The sequence below is a fragment of the Clostridium sp. 1001271B_151109_B4 genome, assembly GCF_015670405.1.
Lineage (GTDB): Bacteria > Bacillota > Clostridia > Clostridiales > Clostridiaceae > Clostridium.
In genome coordinates this window covers 1-23,301 of record NZ_JADPBQ010000006.1, presented here as the reverse complement: position 1 = coordinate 23,301, position 23,301 = coordinate 1, and the positions used below count along the sequence as shown (strand labels likewise).

20 protein-coding genes are annotated in these 23,301 nt (G+C 29.7%); 1 reads left to right on the top strand and 19 read right to left on the bottom strand.

The window, feature by feature from the left end:
- Positions 1–119: 119 nt before the first annotated feature.
- From I4V63_RS05745 to I4V63_RS05735, 3 genes are all read right to left on the bottom strand, one after another.
- Positions 120–272 (bottom strand): hypothetical protein, encoded by a 153-nt coding sequence (locus I4V63_RS05745; protein ID WP_196000342.1) that lies wholly within the window; start codon positions 270–272, stop codon positions 120–122.
- Between the two features lie 19 nt (positions 273–291).
- On the bottom strand, positions 292–2,070 hold the full coding sequence (locus I4V63_RS05740) for a M3 family oligoendopeptidase (RefSeq protein ID WP_196000341.1): 1,779 nt from the start codon (positions 2,068–2,070) through the stop codon (positions 292–294).
- A gap of 195 nt (positions 2,071–2,265) precedes the next feature.
- Positions 2,266–2,976, bottom strand: coding sequence for a hypothetical protein (locus I4V63_RS05735; protein WP_196000340.1), 711 nt, complete (start codon positions 2,974–2,976; stop codon positions 2,266–2,268).
- A 641-nt stretch (positions 2,977–3,617) separates the two neighbouring features.
- On the opposite strand from I4V63_RS05735, the gene asnA reads away from it, so the two are divergent.
- On the top strand, positions 3,618–4,643 hold the full coding sequence (gene asnA / locus I4V63_RS05730) for an aspartate--ammonia ligase (protein WP_196000339.1): 1,026 nt from the start codon (positions 3,618–3,620) through the stop codon (positions 4,641–4,643).
- Between the two features lie 253 nt (positions 4,644–4,896).
- Here asnA and mnmA read toward each other — a convergent pair whose 3' ends face one another.
- The 16 genes from mnmA to I4V63_RS05650 form a co-directional block, all read right to left on the bottom strand.
- Complete coding sequence (gene mnmA, locus I4V63_RS05725) at positions 4,897–5,985, bottom strand: tRNA 2-thiouridine(34) synthase MnmA (RefSeq protein WP_195466987.1); 1,089 nt, start codon at positions 5,983–5,985, stop codon at positions 4,897–4,899.
- Positions 5,986–6,002: 17 nt separating this feature from the next.
- Positions 6,003–6,446: a Fe-S cluster assembly scaffold protein NifU gene (nifU, locus tag I4V63_RS05720; RefSeq protein ID WP_042395324.1), complete on the bottom strand. Its 444-nt coding sequence runs from the start codon at positions 6,444–6,446 to the stop codon at positions 6,003–6,005.
- Between the two features lie 2 nt (positions 6,447–6,448).
- Complete coding sequence (gene nifS / locus I4V63_RS05715) at positions 6,449–7,633, bottom strand: cysteine desulfurase NifS (RefSeq protein ID WP_196000338.1); 1,185 nt, start codon at positions 7,631–7,633, stop codon at positions 6,449–6,451.
- Positions 7,634–7,635: 2 nt separating this feature from the next.
- Positions 7,636–8,085 carry an Rrf2 family transcriptional regulator gene (locus I4V63_RS05710; protein ID WP_196000337.1) on the bottom strand — a complete coding sequence of 150 codons (450 nt, stop codon included), beginning with the start codon at positions 8,083–8,085 and terminating at the stop codon, positions 7,636–7,638.
- 197 nt (positions 8,086–8,282) lie between these two features.
- Complete coding sequence (locus tag I4V63_RS05705; protein WP_196000336.1) at positions 8,283–9,560, bottom strand: L-serine ammonia-lyase, iron-sulfur-dependent, subunit alpha; 1,278 nt, start codon at positions 9,558–9,560, stop codon at positions 8,283–8,285.
- A gap of 29 nt (positions 9,561–9,589) precedes the next feature.
- Entirely contained in the window at positions 9,590–10,855 is a 1,266-nt protein-coding gene (locus I4V63_RS05700; protein WP_196000335.1) for a replication-associated recombination protein A, read from the bottom strand.
- Positions 10,856–11,027: 172 nt separating this feature from the next.
- Entirely contained in the window at positions 11,028–12,035 is a 1,008-nt protein-coding gene (locus I4V63_RS05695; protein ID WP_196000334.1) for a CAP domain-containing protein, read from the bottom strand.
- Between the two features lie 277 nt (positions 12,036–12,312).
- Positions 12,313–12,804, bottom strand: a complete 492-nt coding sequence (locus tag I4V63_RS05690) for a hypothetical protein (protein WP_196000333.1) — start codon at positions 12,802–12,804, stop codon at positions 12,313–12,315.
- 381 nt (positions 12,805–13,185) lie between these two features.
- A complete protein-coding gene (asrC, locus tag I4V63_RS05685) occupies positions 13,186–14,157 on the bottom strand; it encodes a sulfite reductase subunit C (RefSeq protein ID WP_196000332.1) in 972 nt (323 codons plus the stop codon).
- A gap of 13 nt (positions 14,158–14,170) precedes the next feature.
- On the bottom strand, positions 14,171–14,965 hold the full coding sequence (asrB, locus tag I4V63_RS05680; protein WP_042395302.1) for an anaerobic sulfite reductase subunit AsrB: 795 nt from the start codon (positions 14,963–14,965) through the stop codon (positions 14,171–14,173).
- Complete coding sequence (gene asrA / locus I4V63_RS05675) at positions 14,958–15,974, bottom strand: anaerobic sulfite reductase subunit AsrA (RefSeq protein WP_196000331.1); 1,017 nt, start codon at positions 15,972–15,974, stop codon at positions 14,958–14,960. Before asrA ends, asrB begins: the two co-directional genes overlap by 8 nt.
- 121 nt (positions 15,975–16,095) lie before the next feature.
- Positions 16,096–16,782 (bottom strand): Crp/Fnr family transcriptional regulator, encoded by a 687-nt coding sequence (locus tag I4V63_RS05670; protein WP_207746507.1) that lies wholly within the window; start codon positions 16,780–16,782, stop codon positions 16,096–16,098.
- Between the two features lie 355 nt (positions 16,783–17,137).
- A complete protein-coding gene (adhE, locus tag I4V63_RS05665; RefSeq protein WP_196000330.1) occupies positions 17,138–19,786 on the bottom strand; it encodes a bifunctional acetaldehyde-CoA/alcohol dehydrogenase in 2,649 nt (882 codons plus the stop codon).
- A 479-nt stretch (positions 19,787–20,265) separates the two neighbouring features.
- A complete protein-coding gene (locus tag I4V63_RS05660; RefSeq protein WP_196000329.1) occupies positions 20,266–21,069 on the bottom strand; it encodes an ATP-binding cassette domain-containing protein in 804 nt (267 codons plus the stop codon).
- Positions 21,035–21,955, bottom strand: coding sequence for an ABC transporter permease (locus I4V63_RS05655; RefSeq protein WP_196000328.1), 921 nt, complete (start codon positions 21,953–21,955; stop codon positions 21,035–21,037). Before I4V63_RS05655 ends, I4V63_RS05660 begins: the two co-directional genes overlap by 35 nt.
- Positions 21,955–22,995, bottom strand: a complete 1,041-nt coding sequence (locus I4V63_RS05650) for an ABC transporter substrate-binding protein (RefSeq protein ID WP_196000327.1) — start codon at positions 22,993–22,995, stop codon at positions 21,955–21,957. The genes I4V63_RS05655 and I4V63_RS05650 overlap by 1 nt, the downstream gene beginning before the upstream one ends.
- Positions 22,996–23,301: the final 306 nt, after the last annotated feature.

The following is a 23,301-nucleotide window of genomic DNA, read 5'->3' as shown; positions in this document are numbered from 1 at the left end:
TTATATATTTTTTAAATTTGTTTCATTATAAATTTAGTATTTTTACTAAACTTTTATCCCTTATAAACAAATAAGAGTAATAAACTAATATTTTAGTTTATTACTCTTATTCTTATAAATTAACCAAGCATTTCATACTCTTCCATATAAGCTTGTTTTACTATTTTATTATATACTTTTTTAATATCATCAGCATTCTTATCAAATGCTATACCTTCTACTAGTGCATCTAAAACAATAATAATTTCATCTTTACTTAAGTTTATATCCATTGTAATTCACCTCTTCAACTTAATGTTTTTTACTCAATTTAATAAACTCTTCTATATCCTCTTCAATAGTCTTTAAAGAATTCTTCCAGAATTCTTTATCATGAATATCAATTCCAACTTCTTTAGTTATATCTGCTATCTTATTTTTACCTGTAATTGATAAAAGTTTCTCGTATTCACTTACAAAATCTCCACCCTTTTTAAGGTATTCAGCATATAATCCCTTTGCAAATAAAAGTCCAAATGCATATGGGAAGTTATAGTAATTATAATTTGCATCATAATAATGAGGTTTCCAAGCCCACATATATGGATGTAAAAACTTTTCGTCTAATCCATCTCCATAAGCTTCTTTTTGCGCTTCTATCATAAGTCCCTTTATTTGTTCAACTGTTAATGCACTTTCTTTTCTAGCTTCAAATACTGACTTTTCAAATAAAAATCTTGAGTAAATATCTACAATAACTTGTGTACAATCACAAATTTCTGTTTCTAGTATAGCTAAAGCTTCTTTATGTTTAACATCTTTAATTGCAGCTTTTTTTATTATAGTTTCACAAAATGTTGATGCTGTTTCTGCTATTGGCATAGGATAATCTGAATTTAATATAGATTCATTTTTTAGACACTCACCATGGAATCCGTGTCCAAGTTCATGAGCCATAGTAACAACATCCCCAAAACTTCCCCCAAAGTTTAATAAGATTCTGCTTTCACCTAAAGTATGAATTCCTTGACAAAAAGCTCCTCCTACTTTACCTTCTCTTGGCTCTACATCTATCCAATTATTATCAATAGCCTTTTGTGCGAAATCTGCTAAATCATCACTAAAAGTTCTAAAATTCTTGACTATAAATTTACTAGCCTCATCATAAGTAAAATTCATATTGGCATTATTAATTGGAGCATATAAATCATAAAATGGTAATCCATTTTTATACCCTAATATTTCTGCTTTTCTTCTTAAGTACTTTCTAAATACAGGTAAGCTTTCTTTCATTGCTTCAATCATTGCATTTAATGACTCTTCATCCATTCTTGAATTTAAAAGTGTTTCTTCTAATGGAGATTCATATCCTCTTAATTCACAAACAGTTAATACTTCACCCTTTATCCCATTAAGAGCAGCAGCTACCCCCTCTTCAACTTTCTTATATGACTTTATTTCTGCTTCATAAGCCTTTTTTCTAACTTTTTCATTTTTATCATAAGCCATATTTAAGACAACTGTTAATGGGTATTCTTTTACTTTACCACCTTCTGTCATTTCAACAGTTAATGATGAAATTAAATTATCTTTTAATTTACTCCATGCATTTGATCCTGTATTTCTCATATTTGCAATTATATTTTCTTCTTTTTCACTTAATAAATATTTACTATCTTCAACTATACTCTTTAATAAAAATGCATGTTCTTTTAATAATGATGATTTCTCAATTATAGAGTCAATATCCTCTATTTCACTTATATACCTTTCAATTTTAGTAGAACCTTTAACTAAATAGGTTAACTTCTTTTCAAAGATATCCGAATTTTTAAGAGCCTCTGTATTTTTTGTATTTACACTAATACTTAGTTCAATAAATTGCCCTAACTTACTAATCAGTTCCTCTAATTTTATATATTTATTTAAATATTCTTCTAACTTTTCTAATACATTTTCATAATCCTTAACTGCTTCTTCAATCCAATTGTTTATTTCATTTATTTCTTCAGTTAGTCTATTCATATCATTTTTAAATTCAACACTCTCAAATGATTCATATAGCTCTTTTAAACTCCAATTTAGTCCCACTTTATAACCTCCAAATTTTATTTAAATTATTTATATTAATTATATACTTATGCTGAAAATTTTTCCAACAAATTATTATATTCTCCTCTTTATAATTAAAAATATTTACATTTAGTTACTAAAAATTTTATTTTTTAATAATAAAAAAAGTAAAATGAATTTTAATATTATAATTCATTTTACTTTTTATATTTATTATTTTCTTGTACTTCTTACTTGAAGTTTTTCAATCCAACCTTTGTTATACCTTAATGAAATATAACCAATAACACTCATTATAAATGCTCCAACTGCATCTACAAATAAATCTACCATTGTATCCGTTAATGCGGCTCTTCCTATTAATTGAGTACCATTTTCCAAGGCGAATTTTTGCATATTAAGCCCTAAAATTCCATCAAAGGTAAATTCATAAAACTCCCAAATAACACCTAATGTTACTGCAAAGCAAAATGAAAATAACGCAACAAATAGAGGGCTTAAAACTATTGGTACCTTTTCCGTCCTATTCAATAAAGTAACAATTGAAAATCCTAAAGCTCCAATCATCGCTCCACTAAAAGTATGTAATATATTATCCCAATTTGGAACATTATAATAAAAACTTCTAACTTCACCTAAATATATTGCTGCATATAAAAATATTGTATATAAAATCAACATATAAGATGGGATTGCTATTTTAAGTTTATTTTCTAACATCCCTGGTAATAACATTGCTACTATACCTAAAATACATTGAGATAACATCAATGCATAATCACTTTTTAAACGCACAAAAGATTCAGTTGAATCTGCAACGGTTGGTGCATCCTTTATCTCAAAAATTAAAAATATAGTAGTTGAAATTAAAGTAATTAAAACAAAGTAGCTAAATAACTTTTGCCAATTAATTTTTTTCTTCATTCTTCATCCCCCATAAAAAAAATCTATTTAATAATTTATTATTTCAACTATTCATTCTATATTATATTATGTAAAAAGTAAAATAATATGTCCATTTCATTATCATTATCAATTAATATATTACTTACTTTTTACAATTTATTCATTTTTACTATTTACTTCTTTTTTAATTTGGTATATCATAATATTAATTTAAATTTAAAACACATAATAAGCATTGAAGGAAAGAGTAATTTAAATGATATCTTTAAGCGAGTAAGGGATGGTGTAAGCCTTATAAGATTAGTTTTAACGAAAAACATTCCTGAGCTTCTAACCGAACAATTGAGATTATAAGACGAAACACCTTTTCCTTACGTCAAAGGTGTAAGTTCGATTTGCCAAATTAAAATTGAACCTTAAAGGAAACACCTTTTCCTTACGTCAAAGGTGTAAGTTCGATTTGCCAAATTAAAATTTGGAATCTCACTTAAGTAGACTTAGACGGGGCCTTACCGTTAAAAAGGGACAGTCTTAAATTATTATTTAATTTAGCACTGATTAAGAGGCTTTATGCAAATTAGGTGGTACCGCGGAATTTAACCTTTCGTCCTATTTATTAGGATGAAAGGTTTTTTTATATTATTTAGGGGGTTATTCACATGACAAAAGAATTAAAATCAAAAGTATTTATACCACAAAACTACAAATCAAACTTATCATTAATTGAAACGGAAATAGCAATAAAAAAGGTAAAGGATTTTTTTGAAAGCAAGCTTGCTGAAACCTTAAACTTAACAAGAGTTTCAGCCCCTCTATTTCTTGAAAACGAGTCAGGTTTAAATGATAACTTAAATGGAATAGAAAGACCTGTAAGCTTTGATATGCTAGCTATTAAAGATAGTAATCTAGAAATAGTTCATTCCCTTGCTAAATGGAAAAGATTTGCACTTCATAGATATAATTTTCAACCTGGATATGGTTTATATACTGATATGAATGCAATTAGAAGAGATGAAGAATTAGATAATCTGCACTCTATTTATGTAGACCAATGGGATTGGGAAAAAGTAATTACAAAAGAAGAAAGAACTACTGATACTTTAAAAAATACAGTAAAAAAAATATTTTCTGTTTTTAAAGCTACTGAAGAATTTATATCTATACAGTATCCTTCAATTGAAAAAATTTTACCACAAGATATAACTTTTATAACAGCACAAGAATTAGAAGATATGTATCCTGAACTTACATCTAAAGAAAGAGAAAATGCAATTTGTAGAGAGCATAAAGCAGTATTCATTCAGGGAATTGGTGATACCTTAAAATCTGGTAAAAAGCACGATGGAAGAAGTCCTGACTATGATGACTGGAGCTTAAATGGAGATATTTTATTTTATGATCCTTTATTTGATTCGGCAATTGAATTATCTTCCATGGGAATAAGAGTTGATAAATCAGCCTTAGATTATCAATTGAAGAAATCTAACTGTGAAGATAGACGTGAACTTCCATTCCACAAAGCATTATTTGAGGATAAACTACCACTTACTATGGGTGGGGGAATTGGACAATCTAGAATATGTATGTTCTTCTTAAGAAAAGCACATATAGGCGAGGTGCAGGCTTCTATTTGGGATAACTATACTCACCAAAAATGTGAAGAAGCTGGTATAGTATTATTATAGTTAATTAATAATATAGATCACAATAATTATTGTAGTTTACATTAATTATTGTGATCTTTTTATATACAAAGTATTAGAAATGCTTAAATAGCTTTTAAAACAAATTAAAAGTTAATAATTAAAGTTAGATACAAACTACCTTTACAGTTTATAAAAATAGAGATTCCTAAATACAGCTTAAGCTACAATTAGAAATCTCTATTTTTCCTTTTTCCTAAAAGAAGTCATAGTAATTACTATGACTTCTTTTATTTTATATTATCCCAGCAATAATTCCTCCACCAACAACTTTGTTCCCTTGATAGAAAACAACTGATTGGCCTTTTGTTATTGCTCTTTGTTTTTCTTTAAAACTTACTTTAACTTTACCATCTCTTAAAGGTGAAATAACCGCTTCAGCTGGTCTTCCTGAATATCTAACCTTAGCTTCAACTGTTATTGGTTCTTCTAGTTTATCAAATGGAATAAAGTTAACATCCTTAGCAACTAAATCAGTCTTAAATATATCCTCTTCTGGACCTAATACTACTTCATTAGTTCTAGGATTAATATCTGTTACAAATACCGGTCTTCCAAGAGCTATTCCAAGTCCTTTTCTTTGACCTATAGTATAGTAAACTATCCCTTTATGTTGCCCTAATACATTTCCGTTTTTATCAACAAAATTCCCTGGTACAACTTCTAGCGGTCTAGCTTCACTTATGTATCTACCATGATTATTGTCTGGTATGAAGCAAATTTCTTCGCTATCTTTTTTATTATATACCGATAATCCAATTTCCTTAGCAATTTCCCTTATTCTATCCTTAGTATATTCCCCACAAGGCATAAGAGTATGTGCTAATTGCTCTTGAGTAAAATTATATAATGCATATGTTTGGTCTTTTCTATCATCATCAGAACGAATTAAAAGATATCTTCCATTTTCATCTTGCTCGATTTTAGCATAATGACCTGTTGCAACATAATCTGCACCTATACCTTGAGCTTTTCTTAATAGCTCATCAAATTTTAAATGTTTATTACATGCTATACATGGATTTGGTGTTTTTCCATCTATGTATTCTTGAACAAAATAATCAATAACTTTTTCTTTAAAGCTATCTCTAAAGTTCATTACATAAAAAGGAATACCAATTTTATTAGCAACTCTTCTTGCATCATCTACAGCTGAAAGTGAACAACATCCACCTTCTCTTTCTGTATAATCTTTATCTTCTTGCCATATTTGCATTGTAACACCAATTACATCATAGCCTTGTTCTTTTAAAAGGTAAGCGGCAACGGAGCTATCAACTCCGCCACTCATACCTATAACTACTTTTTTCTTCTTTTCCATCAAATCACACCTTAAGTTTTTTATTCGTGTCCGTGTACTGCATCATGTAATTCATCATGATCTGTTTCTTCGAATTCCCATCCTTCAGTGCTTAAACCAGCATTTTTTCTGTAGTCATTAATTGCTTTGTGTATAGCTTCTTCAGCTAATACTGAACAGTGCATTTTTACTGGTGGAAGTCCATCTAAAGCTTCAGCAACTGCTTTATTTGATAATTCCCAAGCTTCTTCTAAAGTCTTTCCTTTAATCATTTCTGTAGCCATTGAAGATGAAGCTATAGCTGATCCACATCCAAAAGTTTGGAATTTAACATCTTTAATAATGTTATCTTCTACCTTTAAGTAAACTCTCATTATATCTCCGCATTTAGCATTTCCAACTTCTCCAATACCATTTGCGTCTTCAATTTCTCCTACATTTCTTGGATTTCTAAAATGGTCCATAACTTTATCTGTATATATCATAATTATTTTTCTCCCTTCTTAACAAAATCACTCCATAATGGTGACATATTTCTAATTCTTTGAATAATTCCAGGTAATACCTCTAAAACATAATCAACATCTTCTTCTGTTGATCCATCGCCTAATGTTAATCTTAATGATCCATGAGCTAATTCATGTGGTAATCCTATTGCTAAAAGTACATGTGATGGGTCTAATGATCCTGATGTACAAGCACTACCACTTGATGCACATATTCCTTCAAAATCTAAAGATAATAAAATTGATTCACCTTCTATATACGTAAATCTTACATTCACATTACCAGGTAATCTCTTATCACCTCTTGGTCCATTTAAATATGAATATGGAACTTTTTCTAATATTCCATCTATAAGTTTATCTCTAAGCACTGTAAGTCTTTCCATATGAGCTTCAATATCATTTGTAGCTAACTCTATAGCTTTACCTAATCCAACAACTGAAGCTATATTTTCTGTACCTGCTCTTCTAGCTCTTTCTTGACCTCCACCATGGATTAAATTGTCTATTCTTACACCTTTTCTTATGTATAAAGCACCTATTCCTTTAGGTCCATAAATCTTATGTCCTGCTAAAGATAAAAGATCTATATTCATTTCTTTTACATCAACTGGAATATTTCCAACTGCTTGAACTGCATCTGTATGGAATAGAACTTTTCTTTCTCTACAAATTGCACCAATTTCTTTTATTGGTTGAATAGTTCCAATTTCATTATTTGCAAACATAATTGATACTAAAATAGTTTTATCAGTTATTGCATTTTTTAATTCTTCTAAATCAATAAATCCTTCTTCATTAACATCTAAATAAGTTACTTCAAAACCATTCTTTTCTAGATATTCACAAGTATGAAGAACTGCATGGTGTTCTATCTTAGTAGTTATTATATGATTTCCTTTTTTTCTATGTGCTGATGCAATACCTTTAATTGCCCAGTTATCTGACTCAGATCCACCTCCTGTGAAGTAAACCTCATTCATATCACAATTTAAAGCTTTAGCAACCTGACCTCTAGCTTTATCAATTGCCATCTTAGTTTCTCTTGATATTCCATAGAAAGATGATGGGTTACCGAACTTCTCTGTGAAATAAGGCATCATTTCTTCTAAAACTTCTGGCTTTACGTAAGTAGTAGCCGCATAGTCCATATATACTGTTTTCATTATTACTCACTCCTCTGTAATGTTAATGCTTCATTTTTTTCTTTAATCTTATTGTAGTCATCTACTATATCTTGTAACGTTATGCCTTCCATAACTTCATCTATACTATTTTTAATTTTTGTCCATAAAAGTCTAGTTGCGCAACAATCTATATTATCACATGATACCCCTTCAATACAATCAGCAATTTCTATTGGACCTTCAAGGACATACATAATATCAGATACTTTTATATCTTTAGGTTCTCTCCCTAAAACATATCCACCTTGAGCTCCTCTTATACTATTAATAAGTTTTGCTTTTCTTAGCGGTGAAAATAATTGTTCTAAATAATATTCAGATATTCCTTGTCTTTGCGAAATAGTTTTTATTGATAGGGGAGAACTTCCATAATGGATTGCTAATTCAACCATAGCTTTTACTCCATATCTTCCTTTAGTTGATAATTTCATTTTCTCACCCCTTATTCAGACTTTTTTGCTCTGCTTTATGTTTATATCATACTAACTTACTCTGTTTTTGTCAACCATGAAATACACCGACTTTCAGAATTAATTTCAAATTTTTTATGTAAACTTTTTAATCAGTTTTATTTATTAAATCATTTAATTTATTTAAATTTTTTCACTTTTTATATTATTAAAATTCATTATACTTCAAGCATTATTTCTAGTATTTCTTTATCAGTTTCTTTCATTCCCTCTTTACCTAATCTCCCTACTGCAGTTATTGTTTTTTCAATATTTTCCTTCAATATACCCGTATTAGCACTATAACATTGATCCTCCATAGCAAGATAATGCCCCATCATACTAGCATCAACACTTGTAGCTATTTTAGCTGCACAAGATGCCTTTGCTCCATCACAAACTATTCCTGAAATATTCGCTAATGTATTTGTAACCGTCTTATTTATTTGATCTAATGTCCCACCTTCTAAATATGTAATTGCAGCTCCACTAGCACACCCTGCACTTACAGCCCCACAAAAGGCAGAAAGTCTTCCTATACCTGTTTTTTGATGTATAGTCATTAGGTTAGAGAATACCAACCCTCTATATAATAATTCTTCAGACAACCCCTTTTCTTTTGCATATATTATTACTGGAATTGAAGTTGCCATACCTTGATTTCCACTTCCTGAGTTAGTCATAACAGGTAATGAACTACCACTCATTCTTGCTTCTGAAGCAGCTGCAGCATAAACTTTTAGCTTAGTAACAATTGAGTTTGGATAGCATTTCATAAGCATTTTACCTATACCTACTCCATATTCTCCTTTTAACCCTTCTTCTGCTATTGATATGTTATACTCTATTTGTTTATCTAACAATTCTTTTATATCTTTAATATCAACAGTATTTGCAAATTCATATATATCATTAACATTTAAAATACTTCTATCAATAAATACACCTAAATATTTACTTGGATCCTCATTACCTTCGAATAATATCTCCCCATTTTTTATTACCTTAGATATATTATTATGTGCATATTTTATTTCAACTATAGCACTATCATTTCCACTATATACTTCCATTACTATATGTAACTGAATATCTGTATCTAATCTTTCAACAAAGCAATAATCTTCATTCATAAGTTTATTCGCTTCATTTATATGCTCTTCTCCTACTTCACTAATAACTTGTAGTTCTTTACTTGAATCACCAGCTAAAACTCCAATTATTGAACTAGCCTTAATTCCTACTAAATCTCCTGTATTAGGAACAGTTACACACATTGCATTTTTTATTATATTCCCGCTACATTTTGCCACAACCTTATCTGGCATTTTCCCTAATACTTCTCTAGCCTTTGCAGCTGCATATGCTATAGCAATAGGTTCAGTACATCCCATTGCTGGTACTAGCTCTTCTTTTAAAATTTGTAAATAATCATTATACTTCTCTTGTTTCATCATCTGTTTCTCCATTTTATTATATTATTATTTTACTTTTTAATTTTATCCCAATAATCTTTTGTAGCTCTTTCAAACTTATTATCTCCATACTCATAATAAGTTCTATTTTTCAAGTTATTAGGTAAATATTGTTGTGTTACATAATGATTAGGATAGCTATGTGGATATTTATATTCAATTCCTCTTCCCATTTTACATGCTCCACTATAATGAGCATCCTTTAAATGAGTAGGTATATCCCCTATAGACATATTTTCTAAATCATTTAATGCTGAATCTATTGCTAAACATGCTGAATTAGATTTTGGACTTGTTGCTAAAAGGATAGTTGCCTCTGCAAGTGGAATTCTTGCTTCTGGAAATCCTAATTCTCTAGCGGAATCAACTAGTGACTTTACAATTAAACTAGCTTGCGGATAAGCAAGACCTATATCCTCCGCTGCAATTACTTGTAATCTTCTACAAATAGAAATCAAATCACCAGCCTTAATAAGTCTAGCTAAATAATGAATAGCAGCGTCAGCATCACTACCACGAATTGATTTTTGAAATGCACTTAGTATATCATAATGTACATCCCCATCATTATCATAAGCAATTACCTTACTTTGAGTTGAATCCTTAACAACATTTAAATCAATTACTACAATTTTATCACTATTAGGCTTAGTTGAATTTAATGCAATTTCTAATCCATTAATAGCTTTTCTTACATCACCATTACAATAAGATGCTAAATAATTTATAGCTTCATCTTTAACATCTAATTTTATTTCATTATATCCTTTACTTTTAATATTTATAGCTCTATTAATTGCTTTCTTTATATCCTCTTCTTCTACTGGTTTAAATTCAAATATAGTTGATCTAGAAAGCAAAGCCTTAAAAATATAAAAATATGGATTTTCTGTTGTTGATGCAATTAAAGTTATTCTTCCATCTTCAATATATTCTAAAAGTGATTGTTGCTGTTTTTTATTAAAGTTTTGAATTTCATCTAAATAAAGAACCACGCCATTAACACCTAAAAAAGTATCTAATTCCTTTGTTATTTCTTGAATATCCTTTAATGATGCATTTGTAGCATTAAGTTTATAAAACCTTTTGCCAGCCTTTTGTGCAATAATATTAGCTACTGTAGTTTTCCCCACTCCTGGTGGCCCATAAAATATCATATTTGAAATTCTACCACTCTTTACGATCCTATCTAAAATCTTATTTTCTCCTAATATATGTTGTTGACCACAAACTTCACTTAATTGTGTGGGCCTAATTAAATCTGCTAATGGCTTCATTTTTTCACCTCAAACATTTCTTCCTCATATTATACAAAATTAACAACATTTTTTACAACTCTTTCAATCATTATTACAGTATAACATAAAAACTCGTTCTAATATAAAAAAAAATGAGAGATTGCAATTTAAAATTACAATCTCTCATTTAAATATTTATTTGACTATTTATTTATCTATAAAACTCTTGAGTAGCATATACTTTATTTCCTATTTTATATACTCCAACTCCTATACTTGAGAAGTTCGTCGATAAAATATTTGCTCTATGACCTGATGAATTCATCCAATTTGTCATAAATTGTTCTGCTAAACTATCTGCACTTACATTACCACCAATATAAGCTATATTTTCTCCCCATGCATTATATGATACACCATCTTTTTTCATTTGAGTTGTTATAAGATTTCCATTTAAATCTTCATGACTGAAATAATTATTATCTCCCATATCCTGAGATTTAATTCTAGCATATTTTTGCATTACTGTATTATATGTTAATGTTGAAACTCCAGCTTTTGCTCTCTCTTCATTTACTTTATTGTATATAGCCATTTCTACAGCAGCCATAAAGTTTTCATCTCCACTAGTTACATTGTCCTCTGTAGAGTTATCTGGCGTTTCATCCACTACTGGTATATCTGGAACACTTGGTATCTCATCTACTGTTGGTATATCCGGAACACTTGGTGTCTCATCTACCGTTGGTATATCCGGAACACTTGGTGTCTCATCCACTGTTGGTGTATCTGGTGTACTTGGTGTTTCATCCACTACTGGTGCATCTGGTGTACTTGGTGTTTCATCCACTGTTGGTGGAACTATTGTATCCCCTGGTGTTTCAGTATCATCACTAGGTGGAACCACACTATCATTACTGTTATTATTGTTGTTGCTGTTTCCTCCATTATTAGGCTTGTCCACAATTCCCCCAATAATTATGCTTCCACATGAACTATTTGACCACCATATTTTTTTGAATGTTAGTCCTTGTAGCAAGCTTCCTGAAATGTTACATTTATTATTTTCACTTGACTTTGTTTCTGAAATACTTACCTTATTAATTGTTATTAAGTTTGCTTTTCCTTGAGAATATTCTTTTACAGCTGCAAAAGTCGGTGTAACCGCACCTCCTAGCACTGTTAATGTAACTATACTGGCAATTAGTTTTTTCTTCATCTGTACCACTCCTTTTTATTTTTTTGAGCAATTTAATATCGCTCAATATCTTATTAGTTCAAAGTACTTTTTACTTTCACTAACTCTGCCATTTACAGTTATATCACATTTTTACCACAAAACTAACAGTATATTCTTCCTTTACATCCCAACAATATCTAATAAAAATTTTATATTCCATATCACCCACAAAGATACCAATAAAATTTATACATATTTTCTGTGTTTACAGCAATTTGGTAATTTTAAACTTACAATAAATTACCATGAATATTTATTAATTTTCTCGGAAATTTTCGTTTTCATTTTCAGCTATTTCTAAACTTTCATACTCTTTAACACTCTTAATTACATAATTTCCTTTTTCTTTTTTAATCACAACCTCTATAGGAACATCATTCCCTTCTACTGAATCATATCCTTCCTCTACCCCATCACTTTCCAAAGTTGCTCCTTGTGCTTCCATATTTAGAACCATACAAAGATTATACTCTCCATCTTCCTTTGTTACTCCCTTAACTTCACTTTCATATTTAGTAAATTCAACTTCTCCAATAAGATAACTATAAAACACTTCATAGTTACATTCATTAAATGTATCTTCATCAATATAATTACTTACTTCATCATCATATGCCTTTTCATATGATAGTACTTTATCTACAATTTCTTTCATTTCATTAATATCCTTAGATGATATATTACTACTACTGCATCCAACACCACTTATAGAAAATAACATTAATATAAATACCACTATTTTTTTCATCCCTCTTTACCACCTTTACAAATCTTATTTATACATTCTTATGTAACCTTGCCCAAAGATATGAATTTTACATTGTGAAAATTAAGTGAAGCTCTAAATTTTAATTTAGTTAGCTGAACTTACTCCTCTGAATGATAATGAAAAGGAGTTTCCTTAAAAATAAAACTCTCAGATACTATTGTCATACTTTTTTTTGTAAAAGTAATTCACCCAAGTGATAACCACTTTGTAAGCTTTATCAAATTATCCTAAATCAATTATATAAATTAAAGATGAAATTCAACTTATTCCCCCAAATATAACATTTAATTTTCCGTTATTACTCCATATAAGTAAATTATCGCATAAAAAAAGAGCACATCAGTGCTCTTTTTAGTAATGTTATATATTAGGGTATTTGATACCACTCCAATATACATTATTTATCATTATAGCTTTATCTGATAATGTAACTCCGTCTAAAGCCCATTTCTTAAATTCTTCAAATCCAGTTCTATCTACAATATATCCAATATGCTCCTTACCACCTGGTGCATTTCTATCAATATATTGCTCAACATATTTATAAGTATTAACTATTATTTTAGTTATACTTTCTTCATCAGCCCAAATTAAGAAGTCTTCAGCAAGTCTTGGATTCTTCTTACCTGTTCTACCCATAATAGCAAGTCTATAGTATTTTTCTTTACTTCTAGTCCATGCTCCTGTTGGACAGTTAATTACACATTCACCACATCCGATACACTTGCTATGATCTCTAACTGGTGTATAGTTTTCACCATGTAATGCTGCTGTTGATTTTTTAGTACAAGCTTTAACACATGCACCACAAGATATACATTTACTTTCATCTAATTGTGGTTCAGTCATACCAATAATACCGAAGTCATGCATTCTAACCTTCATACAATCGTTAGGACATCCTGTTAAAGCAACCTTAAAGTGTAAGTCATTTGGGAAGATTGCTTTTTCTATTTTCTTAGCAAAGTTAGTTGTATTATAATTAGCAAATGGACATACATTATTTCCTATACATGCACTTACATTTCTTGTACCAGCAGATGTATACCCTTTACCTGGTACTAATTGATTAATTTCTAATCCTTCAATGATTGGTTGAAGTAATTCATTAACCTTATCCATGTTTTTCATATCTATTCCTGGAACTTCAAATCCTTGTCTAGTAGTTAAATGAACTGTTCCATTACCATATGTTTCAGCAATTTCTTGAATTAAACCTAAATATTTAGCATTTAAGTGTCCACCTGGAACTCTTATTCTTGATGCTGTAAGACCTCTATGTTTTGTAACTCTAAAGGCATTCTTTTTTAGCTTTTTAGTATTGATATCCATTAATTACTTCCTCCTAATCAATTAAAGATTTTCCTACTGTATAGTTAAATACTGGTCCATCTAAACAAATATAAGTATCATCTATTTTACAATGTCCACATTTACCTATTCCACAGCACATTTTTCTTTCTTGAGAAATCCAGATATTTTCTTCCTTTATTCCAAGCTTTAAGAATTCTAAAACAGTAAACTTCATCATCATTGGAGGTCCAACAACAACTACTTGTACATTATCCATATCTTTTATTTCTAATTCAGGAATATATTTAGTAACTAATCCTACTTTACCTTCATAACCTTCTTTAGCAGTATCAACCGTTAAAATAAGATTCATAGTCTTTTCCCATTCTTTCATGTCTTCTTTAAATAAAACATCTTCTGGTGACTTAAATCCTGTAATTAACGTCATGCTTGTACAATCATTTGTATTTTTAGAGAAGTATTCTACTATTCCTCTTACTGGTGAAAGACCTGTTCCTCCAGCAACTACTATTACTTCTTTGTTTTTATAGTTTTCTATATCAAAACCATTTCCATAAGGTCCTCTTAAGAATAACTTATCTCCTACATAGTTTTTAAATATTTCATTAGTAACTTTACCAACTCTTCTTATTGTTAAGTCAACATAACCTTCACCAATTCCACTTACTGATATTGGAGCTTCACCATACTTTGGAAGAGATACTTCAAAGAATTGACCTGGTTTAACATCTCCGTTAAAAGCCATTCTAAAAGTATATTCTATTGGAGTATGTTCAATTACTTCTAAAATTTCTGATCTAAATGGTATGTATTCATTCTTAGTCATTATTCTTCACCTCGTTCATAGCATCTTCTAACTTATTAATGATTGTAGAGAAACTGATGTATTCTGGACATATATCATCACATCTACCACATCCAACACACATATGATATCCCCACTTTTTCTTGTAGTCATATACTTTATGAAGAGTTTTAAATCTCATCTTTTGTCCTTTTTCTTTTCTAAAGCTATGTCCACCAGCCATATCTGTATATCCATCTACATGACATGATGCCCATACTCTTCTTCTTTCACCAGCATTTTTATTATCCTTATAAGTTATATCCTGCATAGTGAAGCACGTACATGTTGGACAGACAAAATTACATCTACCACAAGTTATACATCTTTCATTGTATTCATTCCACATTGTAGATTTCATAACTTCTAAACCTAAATTTTCTGGAATATCTACTTTAACTGGATTTTCTGTAACGAAATCAGGAGTAACTTCCTTTTCTTCTTTTTCTACAGAATCTAAAACAGCTGCAATTTCCTCATCTTTAACATCTAAGTACACATCTTGTCCATCAACCTTGATATAAGCATTGTATTCATCAGTTTTATTAGATCCCATGCTTACACAGAAACAATTTTCAAAACTGTTTTCACAACCAATTAAAATAAACTTTGCATTTTCTCTCATCTTTTTATAGTAGACATCTTCAAAGCCATTTCTTAAGTATATATCATCTATTCTCTTTACAGAATGAATTTCACAACTTCTTAAGAATACTAAAGCTGGTCTCTCATCTACTTCTGCTTCTTTACATTCATCATCATTAAAGAAGAATAAAGTTTGTCTTGTAGGTAAAATTGTTTCTTTATATGAATAACTTGATTTTTTATCAAATTCAATTTCTTCTATTGTAGAAACTTCTCCATATCTTACTCTATCAGTATCAGAAAAAGTTCCTGCACCTTCAAAAACTTTTGGAGCATAGATTCTATATGTTTTCTTTAACTCTTTTAAAGCTAAATTCATATTTTCTAAGTTAAGTTTATATCCCATGTAAAACACCTCTTAGCTTATTTTTTCTTTTATCTCGTTAATACATTAACAAGTCGATGTTTAAATTATATTTTTTTTGTACAAAAAAAGATGTGACATTTATCACATCATTTAAATTTTCTTAATTATCTTTAAAGAATCTAACTAATTTTTCTCTATCAGGAACTATAATTCTTTTATTTTTATTTATAATTAAACCTTCTTTATTTAAAATCTTTAAAGCTCTTGAAATTGTTTCTCTTGGAGCACCAAACATATCAGCTAAATATGTAATCGTTATGTTTAAATCAATCAATGTACCTTCTTCTATTTCTATTCCATAATCTCTCGATAATTTCCATAACTTTGCTGCAACTCGCTTTTCAACCTTTATAGGAATTGAATTTTTTCCTTGTCTATATAATCTTCTTACTTTCATTGCTAATGAATTAATTATTATTTTAGAAAGTTCAAAATCCTCTTTCATAATATCTAAAAATTTTATTCTATCAAAACATAAGATTTCTGCCTTTTCAAAAGCTTCACAATTAATAGAAGCTGGTAAGTCATCAATAATTACTTCATTAATTACTGTATCTTTACCTAAAATAAAAATAACCTTTTTTTGTGCTGATTCACTTTGTTTATATAATGCAACCTTGCCACTTTTAACTATATAAATACTTTTTATTATTTCCTTATCTCTAAAAAGATGCTCCCCCTTTTTTAATTGCCTTACAAAACAAATTTCATTTAACTTATGTATTGTATTATTATTTATATGAGAGAATAATGAAATTTCATTTAATTTTAAACTATTCTTACTCAAACTTTTATCTCCTCGTATTATTATTGTGAATATTATATCACAACTTTTATAAAAAGCATTCCTAAATTCAATACAATATTTCTATATATAAATATCTATTTATATTAATTTTAATATAAATATCCTTATTCTTGTAAAAATTATGTAATTATATGAAACCTTTAACTTTTAAATTACCATATATAGTATACTAACTTTTCTTTCTCTGATTTCTCAGTTAAATAAAATATTTGAATTCTTTTTAAGATAATATTCTCTTTTACACCTATTTCATAAATGATTTTGAGAAATATTTTTTTCTGATTATAAAAAAAAGCCCTAGCTTACGCTAGGACTTTTTATATATCAATATTGATTATTTGTTTTTCTTTTCTTTTTTAGTTGGAGCTGCTTCAGCTTTAGCTTCATCTTTAGCATTTTCTCCATAGTAGCTAGTGATATACATTTCTTTTAATTCAGACATTAATGGATATCTTGGGTTAGCTCCTGTACATTGGTCATCAAATGCTTGCTCAACCATTTCATCTAATGTTTCGAAGAATTTAACTTCACTTACACCAGCATCTTTAATTGTCTTAGGCATATTTACTTTGTTTTGTAACTCGTCTATAGCCTTTAATAATAATTCAACTTTTTCAGCTTCAGTGTTTCCACCTAATCCTAAGTGATCTGCTATCTTAGCATATCTCCATGCTGCATTTGGATATTTGTATTGAGCAAATGCTGCTTGCTTAGTTGGAGCATCAGTAGCATTGAACTTAATAACTTCTTTCATAACTAAAGAGTTAGCCATACCGTGTGGTAAGTGGTGGAATGCACCTAGCTTATGAGCCATTGAGTGGTTAATTCCTAAGAATGCATTACTGAATGCCATACCTGCCATACAAGATGCATGAGCCATTTTTTCTCTTGCTTTAATGTTAGTTGTACCTTCATTGTAAGCATCTGGTAAATATTTGAATACTAATCTGATTGCTTCTAAAGCTAATCCATTAGTGTATTCAGAAGCCATTATTGAAACATAAGCTTCAATTGAGTGAACTAATACGTCGATACCAGCACAAGCTGTTAATCCCTTAGGAGAAGTCATCATTAACTCAGCGTCAACGATAGCCATATCTGGAGTTAGTTCGTAGTCAGCTAATGGATACTTAATTCCTGTTTCTTCGTCAGTGATAACTGCGAATGGAGTAACTTCTGATCCAGTACCAGCTGAAGTTGCTATTGAAACCATCATAGCTTTTTGACCCATAGTTGGGAATCTGTATATTCTCTTTCTTATATCCATGAATGTCATAGCTAAATCGTGGAAGTTAACTTCTGGATGTTCGTACATAACCCACATAATCTTAGCAGCATCCATAGCTGATCCACCACCAAGTGAAATTATAACGTCTGGTTGGAAGCTAGTCATTTCAGCAGCACCAGCTCTAGCACATCTTAATGTTGGATCTGGTTCAACATCTGAGAATATTTTGTATTGGATTCCTTGTGCTTCTAAAACTTCTGTAACTTTGTTAGTGTATCCCATTTCGAATAATACTTTATCTGTTACGATGAATGCTTTCTTTTTACCCATATCACCTAATTCAGCTAAAGCTACTGGTAAACAACCGTATTTGAAGTAAGTTTTTTCTGGAACTCTAAACCAAAGCATATTTTCTCTCCTTTCAGCAATGCTCTTAACGTTAATTAAGTGCTTAGGACCAACGTTTTCTGAAACTGAGTTTCCTCCCCATGATCCACAACCTAATGTTAATGATGGTGCTAATTTGAAGTTAAATAAGTCTCCGATAGCCCCTTGAGCTGCTGGCATATTTATTAATGTTCTTGCAGTTTTCATTCTTTCACCGAATGTTAATACTCTATCTCTATTCTTAACTTGATCAGTATATAAAACTGAAGTATGACCCATACCACCTAATTCTATTAATCTATCAGCTTTATCTAAAGCTTCTTCAAATGATTTAGCTTTGTACATAGCTAATACTGGAGATAATTTTTCGTGTGAGAATGGTTCTTCTAATTCAACTGAAGTAACTTCACCAACTAAAACTTTAGCTGTTTCTGGAACGTTAACTCCTGCCATCTTAGCTATCTTATAAGCAGATTGACCAACCATGTCAGCATTTAATCCACCTTTTTCATTTAAGATGATATTTCTAACTTTATCTATTTCTTCACCTTTAAGGATATAAGCTCCTCTTTCAGCTAATTCTCTCTTAACTTCATCATAAACTTGTTCTAAAACAACGATTGATTGTTCTGATGCACAGATAACACCGTTATCAAATGTCTTAGAAAGTAATATTGAGTTTACAGCCATTTTAATGTGAGCTGTTTCATCAATGATTGCTGGAGTATTACCTGCTCCAACCCCTAAAGCTGGTCTTCCTGATGAGTAAGCAGCCTTAACCATTGCTGGACCACCTGTAGCTAGTATTATATCTGATTCTCTCATAACATTTTGTGATAATTCAACTGATGGTTGATCTATCCATCCGATTATTCCTTCTGGAGCTCCTGCTTTAACTGCAGCTTCTAAAACTATTCTAGCAGCTTCAATTGTTGCATTCTTAGCTCTTGGGTGTGGAGAGATTATTATAGCATTTCTAGTCTTTAAAGCTATTAAACACTTGAATATTGCTGTTGATGTTGGGTTTGTAGTTGGAACGATCGCAGAGATAACTCCGATTGGTTCTGCTACTTTAGTAATTCCACTTGTCTTATCTTCTTCTAAAACTCCACAAGTTTTCATATCCTTATATTGGTTATATATATATTCAGCAGCAAAGTTGTTCTTTACAACTTTATCTTCAACTATTCCCATTCCAGTTTCTTCTACAGCTAATTTAGCTAACTTAATTCTGTTGTGGTTAGCTGCTAAAGCTGCTTGTCTGAAGATTTCGTCTACTTGTTCTTGAGTGTAAGTAGCGAATTTCTTTTGTGCTTCTCTTAATTGTTTAATTCTTGCTGTTAATTCTTGAGCGTTTGTAACTTTCATGTATTACATCCTCCTAAATAATCAATATTTATAATAATTTTAAATTGATATCTTAATTTACTGGACTTTGTTAAGTTTTTGTTTTGATTGTTAATTCTTTAACTTGTCCACACCCTTATTGTACGCGATTGTTTATTTTTTGTCAAACTTTTTTTTATTTATTTTTTAACTTTATTTTAGACATATATTTCTCTTTCTCATATACCCCTTATTTTTCAATATTGATAACATTTTCATCACCTTGGTAATTTTTTTTACATTTTTACTCTACTTTTATAAATGTTTTTTAAATTTTATTTTAGTAATGTTATTTCGCAATTCCAATATAATCCTTTACTTTTGTTATATTAATAACAAACTTTCCTTTTTATTAATTCACCTTTTTAATATTTGTATTTCATCTTTTTTTATTCAGCTCATCCCTATAAAAAAAGAAGCTATACACCATAAACAGGCATATAACTTCTTTAAATTTAATTTTATGCTAAAGAAGTTAATAAACTTCTATCACTTAATTCTTCTATAGCATTAACTTTACCAAACATTTCTATAAGCTTTTCCGTTGTTAAGTTTTTCTTTTCTTTGCCATCAACATCTACAATTACTTTTCCCTCATGCATCATAAGTAATCTATTACCACACTCTAAAGCATGTTTCATATTATGAGTTACCATCAACGTAGTAATTCCCTTTTCTTTAACTACATCTTTAGTAATTTCCATAATTTTAGCTGATGTCTTTGGATCTAATGCTGCTGTATGCTCATCTAATAATAATAGTTTTGGCTCTGACATAACAGCCATCATTAATGTTAATGCTTGTCTTTGTCCTCCTGATAATAATGTAACCTTATTATAAAGTTTATTTTCTAACCCTAAATCAAGTTTAGTTAATAATTCCTTATAATACTCTATCCTCTTTTTATTTATACCAAAAGAAAGTCCATATCTTTTTCCCTTATTATCGGCTAAAGCTAAATTTTCTAGTATGGTCATATTGGGTGATACACCAAATGAAGGATTTTGATAAACCCTCCCAATCTCTTTTGCCCTTTTAAATTCGTCTTTATAAGAAACATCTTTTCCATCTAATACTATTAATCCAGAATCAATATTAATATTACCACTTATTAAATTTAATAATGTTGATTTTCCTGCTCCATTTGAACCAATAATAGTAATAAAATCACCTTTATTTATATCAATACTAAAATTATCAAAAATTTTATTTTCATTTATGGTGTTAGGATTAAATACTTTGCATAGCCCTTGAATCTTTAGCACTATCATCACCACCTTTATTACTCATTGATTTTACATCTCTATTTTTTCGCTTAAATTTAAATACATTATTATTTGCTGCTAACGCTATAGCAACTAACACAGCTGTTAATATTTTTAAGTCATTAGGATTTAATTTCATCCATAAAGCAATTGCAATTACTAATTTATATATAATTGCTCCAAATATAGATAAGCTTGTAACTTTTATAAATGATAGCTTCCCAAAAATAGATACCCCTATTATTACTGCTGCTAATCCCATTACAACAATTCCTGTTCCCATAGTTACATCTGCAAATCCTTGATGTTGTGCTGTTAAGGCTCCTGCTAATGCTACCAGCCCATTGCTAATAGCAAGTCCTAATACCTTCACTAAGTTTTTATTAACTCCTAGGGAAGATACCACTTGTTCATTATCTCCCACTGCTGTCAATAAAAATCCTGCTTTTGTCTTCAGGAATAAATCTAAAATAATTTTAACTACAACAACTATAGCCAATATAATAAAAATTGAATTTACGGCTGTACTTTTAAAAATATAATTTGTATTAAATAAAGGTATATTTGATTTCCCCATTATTCTTAAATTTACTGAATAAAGGCCCATCATAACAAGTATTCCAGACATTAAATTGCTTATTTTAAGCTTAACATGTAAAAATCCTGTTATAGAACCTGCAATTGCACCACCTATTGTAGCTATCAATATCGAAACCCATGGATTTACTCCATTAATCAAAAGAGCTGCTGATATTGAAGCTCCTAAAGGAAATGTACCGTCTACTGAAAGGTCTGGGAAATCTAATATCTTATAAGTAATATAAACTCCCATTGCAACTAAGGCAAATAATAAACCTTGCTCTAATGCATTAATTACTACATCCACTAGTTAACCCCTCCAGTTACTTTTGTAGCCTTAGAATTAATATCATCTGGAACTGTAATATTTAATTTTTCAACCACATCAGTATTAATTGTTATACTCATATCACTTAAAGTAGATATTTCTATATCACTAGGAGCCTTACCATTTAAAATTTCAGCTGCTTTATATCCTGCTTCTTTCCCTAATTTAAAATAGTCTATACCAATTGAACAAAGTCCACCTTTAGATACTCCAGCTTCTTCTCCACATAAAATAGGTATGTTTTTATTTATACAAAGATTTCCTACTAAATCATATGCAGAAGCAACTGTGTTATCAGTAGGTGCATATAATGCATCTATTGAACCTAATGCTGCACTTAAATTTTGATTTATTTCATTTACCGTTGTAACTGATATTTCTTTAATATCTATATTTCTTTTTTTAGCTTCTTTCTTTAATTCTTGTACTTGTGCTAAAGAATTAGCTTCTGATGAATTATAAAGAACTCCTAATGTTTTTATATCTGGAACTAATTCTGTTAATAAATCTAATTGCTCTTCCATAGAAACCATATCTGATGTACCTGTAACGTTAGTTTCTGAACTTTCCCAAGAATTTGCTACTCCAGCATCAATCGGATCGGTAACCGCTGTAAATACTATAGGAATATCCTTTGTTGAATTATATGATGCTTGCAAACTTGATGTTGCTATAGCAAATATCATATCTACTTTAGATGTAACAAATTGATCTGAAATAGTTTTTGCAATAGCCATATCCCCTTGTGCATTTTGATAATCGATTTTTAAATTTTTCCCTTCTTCAAATCCGCTCTCTTTTAGCCCTTCTACGAATCCTTCTCTCGATGCATCTAATGCATCATGTTGAACTAACTGATTAATTCCGATAGTATACATTTTTCCATCATTTTTAGCATTTTCGCTTGATTCACTTGTACTTCCATTTCCTTCTTGTATATTAGTGTTTGAACAAGATATTAATCCTGTCATCACTAAAAATCCACTTAAAATTAGAGCTAACTTTTTCTTTCCTACCATCTTTCCATCCCCCTAAAACTTAAAATAACCTACTTACCTACTCTCCTACCTTACACAATGCTGAAATCCCCTATGTATTTTTCCTCTTATTCAATCATTATAGTAATATTTTATCCTTTTGTTACTAAAAGTTAAGTTATTTTATTAATTTAATATTTTTATATTAACATGTTTTGAATATAATGTAAATATTATTATTTATTACCACATTTTCTTTTTATTTCTATTTTTAAGCCAACTTAATAAAAAAAGGGGCTGTATCAAAATAAATTTTGATAATAGCCGATAAAAAAAGGAGGGTTCGAA